Source organism: Rhizobium hidalgonense (assembly GCF_002914525.1).
In the GTDB taxonomy this organism is placed as follows: domain Bacteria; phylum Pseudomonadota; class Alphaproteobacteria; order Rhizobiales; family Rhizobiaceae; genus Rhizobium; species Rhizobium hidalgonense.
Map to the genome: position 1 here is coordinate 139,509 of NZ_LODW01000011.1, position 13,457 is coordinate 152,965.

10 protein-coding genes are annotated in these 13,457 nt (G+C 62.7%); 4 read left to right on the forward strand and 6 right to left on the reverse strand.

The window, feature by feature from the left end:
• Positions 1–3: 3 nt before the first annotated feature.
• The 6 genes from ATY29_RS00755 to ATY29_RS00780 all read right to left on the reverse strand — a co-directional run bounded on the left by ATY29_RS00755 (position 4) and on the right by ATY29_RS00780 (position 4,594).
• The gene (locus ATY29_RS00755; RefSeq protein WP_003572734.1) at positions 4–765 is read right to left on the reverse strand and encodes an ABC transporter ATP-binding protein; all 762 of its coding nucleotides are present in this window, start codon (positions 763–765) and stop codon (positions 4–6) included.
• Positions 762–1,802, reverse strand: coding sequence for a FecCD family ABC transporter permease (locus ATY29_RS00760; protein ID WP_097534602.1), 1,041 nt, complete (start codon positions 1,800–1,802; stop codon positions 762–764). Before ATY29_RS00760 ends, ATY29_RS00755 begins: the two co-directional genes overlap by 4 nt.
• On the reverse strand, positions 1,799–2,824 hold the full coding sequence (locus ATY29_RS00765; RefSeq protein ID WP_097534724.1) for an ABC transporter substrate-binding protein: 1,026 nt from the start codon (positions 2,822–2,824) through the stop codon (positions 1,799–1,801). The genes ATY29_RS00760 and ATY29_RS00765 overlap by 4 nt, the downstream gene beginning before the upstream one ends.
• Positions 2,825–2,967: 143 nt before the next feature.
• Positions 2,968–3,831, reverse strand: coding sequence for an alpha/beta fold hydrolase (locus ATY29_RS00770; RefSeq protein WP_097534603.1), 864 nt, complete (start codon positions 3,829–3,831; stop codon positions 2,968–2,970).
• Positions 3,832–3,833: 2 nt separating this feature from the next.
• On the reverse strand, positions 3,834–4,115 hold the full coding sequence (locus ATY29_RS00775) for a hypothetical protein (RefSeq protein WP_003572729.1): 282 nt from the start codon (positions 4,113–4,115) through the stop codon (positions 3,834–3,836).
• Between the two features lie 26 nt (positions 4,116–4,141).
• Positions 4,142–4,594 (reverse strand): hypothetical protein, encoded by a 453-nt coding sequence (locus ATY29_RS00780; protein WP_003572728.1) that lies wholly within the window; start codon positions 4,592–4,594, stop codon positions 4,142–4,144.
• Positions 4,595–4,819: 225 nt separating this feature from the next.
• Here ATY29_RS00780 and ATY29_RS00785 point away from each other — a divergent pair, with 225 nt between their 5' ends.
• The 4 genes from ATY29_RS00785 to ATY29_RS00800 all read left to right on the forward strand — a co-directional run bounded on the left by ATY29_RS00785 (position 4,820) and on the right by ATY29_RS00800 (position 13,438).
• Positions 4,820–11,116 carry a HAMP domain-containing protein gene (locus ATY29_RS00785; RefSeq protein WP_097534604.1) on the forward strand — a complete coding sequence of 2,099 codons (6,297 nt, stop codon included), beginning with the start codon at positions 4,820–4,822 and terminating at the stop codon, positions 11,114–11,116.
• Between the two features lie 10 nt (positions 11,117–11,126).
• Complete coding sequence (locus ATY29_RS00790) at positions 11,127–12,803, forward strand: response regulator (RefSeq protein WP_003572726.1); 1,677 nt, start codon at positions 11,127–11,129, stop codon at positions 12,801–12,803.
• Positions 12,804–12,897: 94 nt separating this feature from the next.
• Positions 12,898–13,155 (forward strand): type II toxin-antitoxin system ParD family antitoxin, encoded by a 258-nt coding sequence (locus ATY29_RS00795; RefSeq protein WP_003572725.1) that lies wholly within the window; start codon positions 12,898–12,900, stop codon positions 13,153–13,155.
• Positions 13,148–13,438, forward strand: coding sequence for a type II toxin-antitoxin system RelE/ParE family toxin (locus ATY29_RS00800; protein ID WP_097534605.1), 291 nt, complete (start codon positions 13,148–13,150; stop codon positions 13,436–13,438). The genes ATY29_RS00795 and ATY29_RS00800 overlap by 8 nt, the downstream gene beginning before the upstream one ends.
• Positions 13,439–13,457 lie beyond the last annotated feature (19 nt).

Here is a 13,457-nt window from a genome sequence, read left to right on the forward strand (position 1 = left end):
CTCTCACTTGAGATAGTGAATGTGCGGTCGCGAGTGATGAGGCGAAGCTTCGATGCGAGCCTCGACGGAAAAAACGTCTCGCAACAGGTTCTCGCTTAGCACATCCTCAGGCGCGCCCGAGGCGACGATCCTGCCCTGCTGCATGATAACAAGCTCATCGCAGAACATGGCGGCATGGTTGAGATCGTGCAGGGCGACGATGCTGGTGATCGGGAGGCCGGAGACAAGCCGCATCAGGCCGATCTGGTGCTGGATGTCGAGATGGTTTGTGGGCTCGTCGAGGATCAGCTCCTGCGGCGACTGGGCGAGCGCCCTGGCGATATGGGTGCGCTGCTTTTCGCCGCCCGACAGGTTCTGCCAGCGCTCGTCGCGCTTCTCCGCCATGCCGGCACGCGCAAGCGCCGCTTCGACCGCCTCTTCGTCGGCCCTCGTCCATCCCGAGAACATCGACCGGTGCGGGAAGCGGCCGAGCTTGACGACGTCGACGACCTTGAGATTGGCGTTCGTCGTCCCATGCTGCTCGACGAAGGCGATGCGCCTTGCGATCGAGCGGCGGCTGATCGCGCCGATATCGCTCCGGTCGAGCGTGACGCGGCCGGAATGTGGCCGCATCAGGCCGGCGAGAAGCCGCAGCAGCGAGGTCTTGCCCGAGCCGTTCGGGCCGAGCAGGCCGAGCATCCGGCCGGGCTGCGCCTCCAGGGAAACACCGTCGAGAATGGTCTTCCTGCCAATTTTCCAGGTGAGGTTGTCGGCCTTGATGCTCATGACGCGCGCTGGAACCGGTAGAGGATGATCGAGAAGAAGGGGACGCCGACGAGCGCCGTGACGACGCCGATCGGCAGGATCTGGTTTGGGATGAGGGCGCGCGCGGCAATGTCGGCGAACACCATGAAGATCGCGCCTGAAATAGCGCAGGCCGGCAGCAGGCGGATATGCAGCGGCCCGACAACGAAGCGGGCGACATGCGGCACGACGAGGCCGACGAAGCCGATCGATCCGACCATGCTGACGATGGTGGCCGTCATCATTGCCGTCAGCGCGAAGAGCACCATGCGTGCGCGGCCGACGTTGACGCCGAGCGAGGAGGCCGCCTCGTCGCCGAAGGCGAAGGCGTCGAGCACGCGGGCATAAAACAGACAGGCGGCGAGGCCGAAGCCGACGACGATCGAGACCAGCGCGAATTCCGGCCAGCGCACACCGCTGAAGCTGCCGAGCAGCCAGAACATGACGTCGCGGGCCTGCTGCGCATTGGCCGAGGTCGTGACGATATAGGAGGTCGAGGCGTTGAAGAGCTGTGATGCGGCCACACCGGCAAGGATGGTGCGGTCCGCACCGCCGCGCGTGCCGTTCGACAGCAGCGCCACGAAGAAGAAGGCAGCGAAGGCGCCGGCAAAGGCGCCTGCCGAAAGGGATACAGCGCCTGCGCCGACGCCCAAGATGACGATCGCGACGGCGCCGGTAGACGCGCCGGCGGAGATGCCGAGTACATAGGGTTCGGCAAGCGGGTTGCGCAGCAGCGCCTGCATGATGGCGCCCGACAGCGCCAGTCCCGCGCCGCAGAAGGCGGCGACCAGCGCACGGCTCAGGCGATAATCCCAGATGACGGTCTCATGGATGCGGTTCAGTTCGACGGCGGTCCAGCCGAGCCGGTTGGTGACGGCCGAAAACGTAGTCGCAAGCGGGATCGGCAAATCGCCGATCCCGACGCTGACGCCGATGGCGACAGCGATGAGGCAAAGGGAAGCCAGGAGCGGTGTGGCAAACGCTCCCAGTTGCCGGAAGAGACGGCCTGCGTCGGTCACTTCAGGAGACCGAGGGCCTTCAACTGCTCGGCAACCTGCTCGGCGCCGTAGATCGTGCGAATGGTCGGGTTCATCGCCTGGCCATCCATCACGACGAGCGCCTTGTTCTTGACGGCCGGGATCTGGTTGACGGCCGGATCGGTGTTCAGGAAGTTGATCTTGGCCTCCGGCTTATCGAGTTCCCAGCGGTTGCGGTCGAGGCTGGCGACGACGATGACATCGGGATTGGAGGCGATGATGCCTTCCCAACCGATTGTCGGCCATTCCGCTTCCGCTGCGATCGCGTTGTGGCCGCCGAGCAGGTTGGCGATGAAGCCGGAAGCACCGTTCTTGCCGCCGACATAGGCGTCGGCCGACGGGCTGGGGCTGGAGAACCAGAAGACGTAGGAAAGGTTCTGGCCGTCCTTGGCAACGCTCCCGCGAAGCTTCGCCTTACGCGCCTTGAAGTCGGCGATCAGCGCCTGGCCACGGTCGGTGACGTTAAAGATCTGCGAAAGTTCGTCGATCTCCTTGTAGAGGAGATCCATGTTCCACAACTCGCCGCGGCTGCCATACTGGTCCTTGACGTCCTTGGTGCTGAGGCAGGTGCTGGGCGAGAGATAGGTTGAAACACCGACCTTGTCGAAATCCTCGCGCTTGGCGATCTTGCTGTTCGGACCGACCAGGCTCGGCAATGCCACCGCCACGAAGTCGGGATTTTCGGCGAGCATCGATTCGAAGGTCGGCATCTCGACGGTGAGAAGCTTCACCTTGGCATTGGCTTCGGCGAGCTGCGGCAGCACCTTGCTCGGCCAGAAGGCGGTGCCGACCATCTTGTCCTGAAGGCCGAGCAGCAGCAGGATTTCCGCGCTATTCTGGCCAAGGCCGATCGCCCGCTCGGGCGCCTTTTTGAAGGTCACCTCAGCGCCGCAGTTTTCGAGGGTCAGCGGGTAGGTCGTCGAACCGGCCAATGATGGGGTTGCGGCAGTGCCGATCAGAGCGGAGAGGCCGCAGGCGGCCAGAAGCGATTTGAGGCTGGTCACGTAGAGATCCCGGTGCGTGAATGTGTTCGGCCGCGGTATAGCCATAGGACACTTCGAGAAACAAGACCAAAATTATCAACTTATCGTAAAAATTGACAGCGCTGGATATTGTTGCCGAGCCGACCCAGCCCCAAGCTCAGGTGCTATCCATTTTCGAGAAACTCCCGGATCGCCTGCGAGAGGGCCTGCGGGTTCTCCTCGGCCACGTGATGGCCGCTGTCGATGCCGAACCCGCGCACGTCCGTCGCCCAGTTTCGCCAGATGGCGACAGGATCGCCGTAGATCTGTTCCATATCGTCGCGCAGCGACCACAGGCACAGCATCGGGCAGATAAGTCTCCGGCCGGCATCGCGGTCCTCGCGGTCATGAAGGTGATCGACGCTTAGCCCGGCGCGGTAATCCTCGACCATGCCGTGGATGACAGCAGGATCGTGGATGAGGTCGACCAGCTCGTCATAGGCCTGCCTTCCCATCAGTTCAGGCGAGAGCTTGTCGTACCACGCCCGCGGATCGGCCAAGATTGCGCGTTCCGGCTTTTCCGGCTGCGCGAAGAAGAACCAGTGATACCAGTCCCTGGCAAATTTCCAGTCGGTGCGTTCGAGATGCTCGATGACGGGGATGCCGTCGGCGATGACGAGCCTTTGTACGCGGTCGGGATGATCCATTGCCATGCGGAAGGCCGTCAGGCTTCCGCGGTCGTGGCCGACCACGGCGAAGTATTCGTGCCCCAGTCGCCGCATCAGCTCGACGAGGGCTTCAGCCTTGGCGCGCTTAGAAGAATTGCTGCTGTCGGAGGCATCGGCAGGCCGGTAGGATCGGCCGAAACCGGGAAGATCGGGGCAGACGACCGCGTAACCGGACGACAGCAGATCTGCCACTTTTCCCCAGGTCATATGCGTCCTGGGATGGCCGTGGAGCAGAAGAAGGGCTGGACCCGATCCGCCGCGACGGACGCGAAGGGAACCCGGCCCGACGCCGACGTTATCGAGAGAAAAACCCTCGAACATGGTCAGCCGAGCTTTCCCACAAGCTTGGCGTAGTCTGAAAATGTCGCCTCTTCGCCTTTCCTGCCAGCCTCGCCGGCAAGCTGCAGCACACGGATCGGAAACAGGATCGCCGCCCTGTTGGCCCCGGAGAGCTCGTGATCGTCATCCTGCTCGATTGCCTTTTGCGCTTTCGAGAGCGCGGCGGCGATTTCCTCGCGCGTGAGCAGTTCCTTTTCGACGATCGCGTCGCATATCGAGGCCATCGCCATGAGAAGGCCTTTGAGCTGCAGATTAGCGGTATTCATGAGAACTCCCAGGTGAAAACAGGATTTCAGTCCGGCTCTACAGGCCGGATTGTGTCGACCGAGACAGTACCGTCGAGGATACCGCGCTTTATATCATATCTATCCCTATCGATCTCGATGACGGTGTAGAGCTTGTCGTCGCGGAAGGCGCTGGCATTGACCGTGGTGACGTCCTCGGCGGGAGCTGCATCCACTTCCATGAAGTCGAGCTCGCGCGCCGCTGCCACGATCCTGGCGTCGCCCGGCGTCCTGGCGGCCACGACGACCACGCCGTGGCCGGGGGCATTGTCCCATCTCGGGTCGTCAGGGGCCGCGATTGGTTCCAGCCGGTAGATGTTGAGAATTTCGCCGCCCGTTTCGGGCGAGGCTTCCGCAGCCGCATCCTGCATTTGCGCCTGGCTTTCGACCGACCTTCCGAAGGTGGTCGGGCTGGTCGCGTTGTTGATCTCTTCGTTGCCTGTCCTTGAGACGTTCGACATGTCGCTCTCCATTGTCAGGACGGAAACGACGGCTGGCGCGCAACTGTTCCCGGCTGCTCGAAAAACCGCAAATCGCTCCGACAGGGTTTCACGCGGGCGCTTGGGATTTATGCAGCTACCAAGTTCATTTTGCATCAGAAATGATGATAAGCTGTATGCGGGATCGCCCCATACCATTTTCTGCGCCGAGCACTAAATTACCAATCGTCGAAGAGGGGGATTTTCGTGAGCAACCAAACCAGTGAACGCGCGCGCGATAGCGTTGCGGCAGAAAGCCTCAACGGCCACGACCACAAAACCATGGCATTCGACGATGCCAGCGCGCTTTTGGAAGTCCTTGTTGCTGTCAGGCGCGGCGATTTTTCCGTGCGGATGCGGTCGGATCTGACCGGGGTTACCGGCAAGATCGCCGATGCCCTCAACGACATCATTGCCGGCAATCAACGCATGGCCCAGCAGCTCGAGCATGTCGGCCAGGTCGTCGGCCGGGATGGGCGGACGAGCACCCGGGTACGCTTCGGCCTGTCGGATGGTTCCTGGTCTGAGATGGAAGGATCGATCAACGGCCTGATCGACGATCTCTTGTGGCCGACGACAGCCGTCACTCGCACGATCACCGCGGTCGCCAAGGGAGATCTCCTGCAGACGGTGCCGCTCGATGTCGATGGCCGGGCGCTCAAAGGCGAGTTCCTGCGCTCTGCCGATATCGTCAATACGATGATCAAGCAGCTGAGCGTCTTCACCTCCGAGGTGACGCGCGTTGCCCGCGAGGTCGGCACGGACGGAAAACTCGGCGGGCAGGCGCAGGTGCCTGAAGTGACCGGCGTCTGGAAGGACTTGACCGAAAGTGTGAACTCGATGGCGTCGAACCTGACGGCGCAGGTGCGCAACATCGCTGAAGTGACGATCGCGGTCGCAAATGGCGACCTCTCCAAAAAGATCACCGTCGACGTGCGCGGCGAAATCCTGCAGCTCAAGGAAGCCATCAACACCATGGTCGACCAACTGCGCTCCTTCGCCTCGGAAGTGACGCGTGTGGCCCGCGAAGTCGGCACTGAGGGCAAGCTCGGCGGCCAGGCGTTGGTGCCGGGCGTCGCCGGTACCTGGAAGGACCTGACCGACAGCGTCAACGCCATGTGCGGCAATCTGACGGCCCAGGTTCGCAACATTGCGCAGGTGACGACGGCGGTGGCGCGCGGCGACCTGTCGCGCAAGATCACCGTCGATGTTTCGGGCGAAATCCTGGAACTGAAGGAAACCATCAACACCATGGTCGACCAGCTCAACGGCTTTGCCGGCGAGGTGACGCGCGTGGCGCGTGAAGTCGGCACCGAGGGCCGGCTCGGCGGCCAGGCGCAGGTGCCGGGTGTCGCCGGCACCTGGAAGGACCTCACCGACAACGTCAATTCGATGGCCTCCAACCTCACCGCGCAGGTGCGCAACATCGCCGAGGTTTCCACGGCCATCGCCAATGGCGACCTGTCGAAGAAGATCACCGTGACGGTGTCGGGGGAAATCCTCGAGCTGAAGGAAACCATCAATACGATGGTCGATCAGCTGAACGCCTTTGCCTCGGAAGTCACCCGCGTCGCCCGCGAAGTCGGCACAGAGGGCCGGCTCGGCGGTCAGGCCAATGTGCGCGGCGTCGCCGGCACCTGGAAGGATCTTACCGAAAACGTCAACTCGATGGGCGGCAACCTGACGGCGCAGGTCCGCAACATCGCCGAGGTTTCCACGGCCATTGCCAATGGCGACCTGTCGAAGAAGATCACCGTCGACGTGAAGGGCGAAATCCTGGAGTTGAAGGAAACCATCAATACGATGGTCGATCAGCTGAACGCCTTTGCTTCGGAAGTGACCCGCGTCGCCCGCGAAGTCGGCACGGAAGGCCGCCTCGGCGGTCAGGCCAATGTGCGCGGCGTCGCCGGCACCTGGAAGGATCTGACCGACAGCGTCAATTCCATGGCCTCCAACCTGACGGGGCAAGTGCGCAACATCGCCGAGGTCGCGACCGCCGTCGCCCAGGGAGACCTGTCGAAGAAGATCACCGTCACCGTGTCGGGCGAAATCCTTGAGCTGAAGGAAACCATCAACACGATGGTCGATCAGCTGAACGGCTTTGCCGGCGAGGTGACACGTGTTGCGCGCGAAGTCGGCACCGAAGGCCGGCTCGGCGGCCAGGCGAATGTGCTCGGCGTTGCCGGCACCTGGAAGGACCTGACGGACAGCGTCAATTCCATGGCCGGCAACCTGACGGCGCAGGTGCGCAACATCGCCGAAGTCTCCACGGCAATCGCCAATGGCGACCTGTCGAAGAAGATCACTGTGTCGGTCTCGGGCGAAATCCTTGAGCTCAAAGAAACGCTGAACACCATGGTGGACCAGCTGAACCGCTTCGCCTCGGAAGTGACGCGCGTGGCCCGCGAGGTCGGCACCGAAGGCAAGCTCGGCGGCCAGGCGCAGGTGCCGGGTGTCGCCGGCACCTGGAAGGACTTGACCGAGAACGTCAATTCCATGGCCTCCAACCTGACCGGCCAGGTTCGCAACATCGCTGAAGTCACCACCGCCGTGGCGCGCGGCGACCTGTCGCGCAAGATCACCGTCGACGTGAAGGGTGAAATTCTCGAGCTGAAAAACACCATCAATACCATGGTGGACCAGCTCAACGCCTTCGCCGGTGAAGTGACGCGTGTTGCCCGCGAGGTCGGCACCGAAGGCAAGCTTGGCGGTCAGGCGCAGGTCTCCGGCGTTGCCGGCACCTGGAAGGATTTGACCGACAGCGTCAACTCCATGGCCGGCAATCTGACGGCGCAGGTGCGCAACATCGCAGAGGTGGCGACCGCGATCGCCAATGGCGACCTGTCGCGCAAGATCACTGTCGACGTGCGCGGCGAAATCCTGCTGCTCAAGGATACCTTGAATACCATGGTCGATCAGCTTCGCTCGTTTGCCGGCGAAGTGACACGTGTCGCCCGCGAAGTCGGCACCGACGGCCGGCTCGGCGGCCAGGCCGTGGTTCCCGGCGTCGCCGGCACCTGGAAGGACCTGACCGACAACGTCAACCTGCTCGCCGCCAACCTGACGACCCAGGTTCGAAACATTGCCGAGGTGACGACGGCGGTGGCGCGAGGCGACCTGTCGCGCAAGATCACCGTCGACGTGAAGGGTGAAATCCTCGAACTGAAGAACACCATCAACACCATGGTGGACCAGCTCAACGCCTTCGCCGGTGAAGTGACGCGCGTTGCCCGCGAGGTCGGCACCGAAGGCAAGCTCGGCGGCCAGGCGCAGGTGCCGGGTGTTGCCGGCACCTGGAAGGACCTGACCGATACTGTCAACGTCATGGCCGCCAACCTGACCGAGCAGGTCCGCGGCATCGTCAAGGTGGTGACGGCGGTGGCGAACGGCGACCTCAAGCAGAACCTTACCGTCGCCTCCAAGGGCGAGGTGGCGGCGCTCGCCGAAACCATCAACAACATGACCAACACGCTGGCGACCTTCGCTGATCAGGTGACGACGGTGGCGCGCGAGGTCGGCGTCGAGGGCCGCCTCGGCGGCCAGGCGAATGTGCCCGGCACCGCCGGCACCTGGAAGGACCTGACCGGTAACGTCAATCTGCTTGCCGCCAACCTGACGACGCAGGTGCGCGCCATCGCCGAGGTGGCGACCGCCGTCACCAAGGGCGACCTGACGCGCTCGATCCAGGTCGACGCGCGCGGCGAAGTGGCCGAGCTCAAGGACAACATCAACACGATGATCGACAACCTGCGGCTGACCACCGAGCGCAACACCGAACAGGACTGGCTGAAGACCAACCTGGCCCGCTTCACCAATATGCTGCAGGGCCAGCGCGACCTGACGCTGGTCGGCAAGATGATGCTCTCTGAGCTGGCGCCGCTCGTTGGCGCGCATCAGGGGGTGATCTACCAGGTCGACGCCGATGAGGAGCAGCCGTTCCTGTCGCTGTTGTCGGTCTATGCGCAAGGGGTCGAGGCGGCACATCCGCTGCGGCTCGATTTCGGCCAGGGACTTGTCGGCCAGTGCGCCAGCGACGCCCGCCGCATCCTCATCACCGACCTTCCCGACAATGTCGTTCCGATCAGTTCGGGCGTGTTCACGACGCTGCCGCGAAGCGCGATCGTGCTGCCGGTGCATTTCGAGGGGCAGGTGAAAGCGGTGATCGAGCTTGCTTCCGCCGGCGAATTCACCGAGCTGCAGCTGTCCTTCCTCGACCAGCTGACGACGTCGATCGGTATCGTCCTCAATTCGATCGAAGCGACCATGCAGACCGAAGGTCTGCTCAAGCAGTCGCAGAAACTCGCCGCCGAGCTGCAGACGCAGCAGCGCGAGCTGCAGCAGACCAACGAGCAGCTCGGGCAGAAGGCGCAGCAGCTCGAAGAACGCAACGTCGAGGTCGAGGCGAAGAACCAGGAGATCGAGCAGGCCCGGCGCGCCCTGGAGGAAAAGGCCACCGAATTGGCGCTGACATCGAAGTACAAATCTGAATTCCTCGCCAACATGTCGCACGAGTTGCGTACGCCTTTGAATTCGATCCTCATCCTCGGCCAGCAGCTCGGCGAAAATCCCGACGGCAACCTGTCGGGCAAACAGGTCGAGTTTGCCAAGACGATCCATGGCGCGGGAACCGACCTCCTGAACCTGATCAGCGATATCCTCGATCTGTCGAAGATCGAATCCGGAACGGTTTCAGTCGATGCCGAGGAGATCTTCGTCAGCAACCTGCTCGAGGTGATGGCCCGGCCCTTCCGGCACGAGGCCGAAAACCGGAACCTGTCGTTCGCGGTCGAGATCGGCGATGTCGCGAAGAGCATCATCACGGATTCCAAACGATTGCAGCAGATTCTCAAGAACCTGCTGTCGAACGCCTTCAAATTCACCGCGCAGGGCGGCGTGACGCTTCGCGTCGCCTTGGCAACGAGCGGCTGGTCGCCGGATCATCCGTCGCTGAAACATGCGCCTTCGGTGCTCGCCTTCGAAGTCGTCGACACCGGCATCGGTATCCCGCCTGAGAAACAACGCATCATTTTCGAGGCGTTTCAGCAGGCGGATGCCTCGACGAGCCGCAAGTATGGCGGCACCGGCCTAGGTCTTGCGATCAGCCGCGAACTGGCAAACCTCCTGGGCGGTGAGATCCAGCTGCGCAGCACGCCGGGGGTCGGCAGCACCTTCGTCCTTTATCTGCCGCTCACCTATGTCGGTGCCGGCGCGATTTCGCCGAAACCCGTTCCCTCGGCAAATGTCGTGGAATTCGCCGAGGCGGCGGCAAGCCGCCGGGCCGAAAAGACCATCGAACATGTGGAAGACGATCGCCACCAGATCGCGGCCGGCGACTCGGTGCTGCTTATCGTCGAGGACGATGCGCACTACGCCCGTGTCCTTGTCGATCTTGCCCGCGATAACGGATTCAAGGTACTGGTGGCGATGCGCGGCAGCGATGCGCTTGTTCTCGCGCAGGACTACCGGCCGGCTGCGATCTCGCTCGACATCTTCCTGCCCGATATGCTCGGCTGGACGGTGCTCAGCCAGCTCAAGCAGAACCCGCAGACGCGGCATATCCCGGTGCAAATCATCAGCCTCGACGAGGATCGCCAGCACGGGCTGACTCGCGGCGCCTTCGCGTTCATGAGCAAGCCGACGACACCTGAGGGCCTAGGCAAGGCGCTGTCGCGCTTGAAGGCCTATGCGCAACCGCGCCGCAAGCATCTGCTGCTCGTCGAAGACAACGAGCCCGAGCGGTTGAGCGTCACAGCGCTTCTCGGACATGACGACATCGACATCACAAGCGTTGGCTCCGGATCGGAAGCGCTGGCCGCCCTCAGGCAGGATCCGCCCGATTGCGTGGTGCTCGACCTTTCGCTGCCTGACATGTCCGGCTTCGAAGTCCTGGAGAGAATACGCGACGACGCCGACATCGGCGAAGTACCGGTTGTGGTGTTCACCGGCCGGGAGCTTTCTCCCGAGGAAGATGCGACGCTGCACAGCATGGCCCGAAGCGTCGTCGTCAAGGGCGTCGAGTCTCCGGAGCGTCTGCTCGATGAGACGGCTCTGTTCCTGCACCGGGTCGTCGCCGACCTGCCGGCGGCAAAACAGGCAACGCTGCAGGAATTGCACAGTTCGGACGAGGATCTCGTCGGCGAGACCGTGCTGCTCGTCGACGACGATGCCCGCAACATCTTTGCGCTCAGCAGCGTGCTGGAGCGCCGGGGAATGAGGGTTCTGACGGCGACGACCGGCAGCGAAGCCATCGACGTCATCAACAACGAACCTTCCGTGGCGATCGTGCTGATGGACATCATGATGCCCGGAATGGACGGCTATGAGACGATGCAGGTCATCCGTTCGGAGCCGAGGTTCCGGCGGCTGCCGATCCTGGCGCTGACGGCCAAGGCCATGAAGGGTGACCGCGAGAAATGCCTGGAAGCCGGCGCATCCGATTACCTGGCGAAGCCGGTCAATACCGAACAGCTTCTGTCGGCGCTTCGCATGTGGCTGCATCGCTGAGGACCCGGCCATGAACCCCGTCAACATCCTTCTCGTCGACGATCAGCCTGCGAAACTCCTGAGCTATGAGGTCATTCTCGAGGAGCTAGAGGAAAACCTTATCAAGGCGCAGTCCGCTCGCGAAGCTTTCGAGCATCTGTTGCGCACCGAAATCGCGGTGATCCTCGTCGATGTCTGCATGCCGGAACAGGACGGTTTCGAGCTCGTCGGCATGATCCGGCAACACCCGCGTTATCAGAACACGCCGATCATCTTCGTTTCCGCGGTGATGCTGGCCGAACCCGACCGGCTGCGCGGCTATGCGGTCGGCGCCGTCGACTATGTCTCCGTGCCGATCGTACCAGAGGTGCTGAGGGCCAAGGTCAGGGTCTTTGCCGATCTCTACAGGAAGACGCGGGAGCTCGAACGCCTGAACGCCGATCTGGAGGCTCGCGTTCACCAGCGAACCGCCGAACTCGAGGCCTCGGCCGCCCAGTTGCGTCAGCTCAACGAGGAGCTCGAGCAGCGGATCGATCAAAGGACGCGCGAGCGCGAAGAGGCGCTCGCGCAGCTGTTCGAGGCGCAGAAGCTCGACACGATCGGCCATCTGACTGGCGGCGTGGCTCACGATTTCAATAATCTTCTGATGGCCGTGCTCGGCAGTCTCAACCTTTTGAAGAAGCGGCTCCCGGTGGATGAACGCAGCGAACGTCTGCTGACCAATGCGATCCAGGCGGCCGAGCGCGGCACGGCGCTGACCCAGCGCCTGCTTGCCTTCGCCCGCCGCCAGGAGCTGAAGCCGCAGGCGGTCGATTTCCTCCGACTGTTCGAAAACGTCGAGGATCTTCTCGCCAAGGCGGTGGGGCCGCGTATCGAAATCCGCAAGCGCATTCCGGCCGATCTGGCGCCGCTTCTGGTGGATAGCAACCAGCTGGAACTGGCGCTGCTCAACCTGTTCGTCAATGCCCGCGACGCGCTGGAAAGCGGCGGCGCCGTGACGGTTGCGGCCACTCACGCCGATGAGCCCCGCCCGGCCGGTCTGGTGGGCGGCAATTACATCAGAATATCGGTGTCGGACGATGGAGAAGGCATGGACGAGGCAACGGTCTCACGTGCCGCCGAGCCGTTTTTTACCACCAAAGGAGTCGGCAAGGGCACCGGCCTCGGCCTTTCGATGGTTCATGGCCTGGCGGCGCAATCGGGCGGCTCGATCCAGATATCGAGCGCGAGGGGCAAGGGCACGACAGTATCCCTGTGGCTGCCCGTCGCTGAGACCTTCGTCAGGACGCAGCCCGTCGTCGAGGCCGCGGCGACGGAGCCTCCGAAACCGGTGTCGAGATCGCTCGCCATCCTCGTCGTCGACGACGATGCTCTTGTCCGGACGGGAACCGTGGCGATGCTGGAGGATCTCGGACACTTGCCGCGCGAGGCCTCTTCCGCCTCGCAGGCCTTGGAATTCCTGGCCGACGGACGGGATTGCGATCTCGTCATCACCGATCATGCCATGCCCGGCATGACGGGCGCCGAGCTCGCGCGCCATCTTCGTTCGGCCTTCCCAGGCCTGCCCATCATCCTTGCCTCTGGCTATGCCGAGTTTTCCGAAGACCACGGCCTCGGCCGCATGCTCAGGATGACGAAGCCTTTCACCCAGGAGCAGCTTCAGGCGGCCATGGATAAGGCACTCTCAGGCAAAGTCGCGGCGGCGTGACGGTTGAAACGTCTTGCAATCATGGGTCGGCGGACAGTTGTAGTTGTCGCTTTATCAAAAACTGATAATATCGCCTCAACGAAAAGGTATCGCTATGCCCTCCAGCTACAATATTGGCCCTCGCTATGAAGGGCTTGTCCGTGAGCTTGTCGAAAGCGGACGCTATGCCAGCGCCAGCGAGGTCGTGCGCGATAGCCTGCGGCTGTTGGAGCAGCGTGAGGAAATGCGCGCGCTTGAGCTGGAAATGCTCAAGCGGGAGTATGCTGAGGGTAAAGCCAGCGGCGAACCCGAAGAGGTTGATCCCGCGCGCTTCCTGCAAGAGTTGAAAGCAGAACGCGCAGCCCGTGGCTAAATATAAGTTATCTCCACGTGCGCAGCGTCAGATGGGAGATATCTGGCGCAAGATCGCCGTTCACAACGAACCGGCAGCGGACAGACTCCTGCAAAAGCTTTTCGATAAGTTCGAGCTGGTTGCCACCCATCCCGAAATGGGGCCTGCTCGACCGGATATTAGCCCTGCTGCCCGTTTGGTCATCGAGGGGCGCTACATCGCCATCTATGAGCCCACGATTTATGGCGCTGAAATTGTCGTGATTGTCCACGGGATGCGCGAGCCATCGACCTGGTTCGACTGAGGCGGCCTCTTCTGAGCCA

Excerpts from the sequence above, each read along its gene's own strand:
- ATY29_RS00795 (WP_003572725.1), top strand. The coding sequence starts at position 12,898 with ATGCCCTCCAGCTACAATATTGGCCCTCGCTATGAAGGGCTTGTCCGT.
- ATY29_RS00775 (WP_003572729.1), bottom strand. The coding sequence starts at position 4,115 with ATGAATACCGCTAATCTGCAGCTCAAAGGCCTTCTCATGGCGATGGCC.
- ATY29_RS00755 (WP_003572734.1), bottom strand. The coding sequence starts at position 765 with ATGAGCATCAAGGCCGACAACCTCACCTGGAAAATTGGCAGGAAGACC.
- ATY29_RS00780 (WP_003572728.1), bottom strand. The coding sequence starts at position 4,594 with ATGTCGAACGTCTCAAGGACAGGCAACGAAGAGATCAACAACGCGACC.
- ATY29_RS00770 (WP_097534603.1), bottom strand. The coding sequence starts at position 3,831 with ATGTTCGAGGGTTTTTCTCTCGATAACGTCGGCGTCGGGCCGGGTTCC.
- ATY29_RS00790 (WP_003572726.1), top strand. The coding sequence starts at position 11,127 with ATGAACCCCGTCAACATCCTTCTCGTCGACGATCAGCCTGCGAAACTC.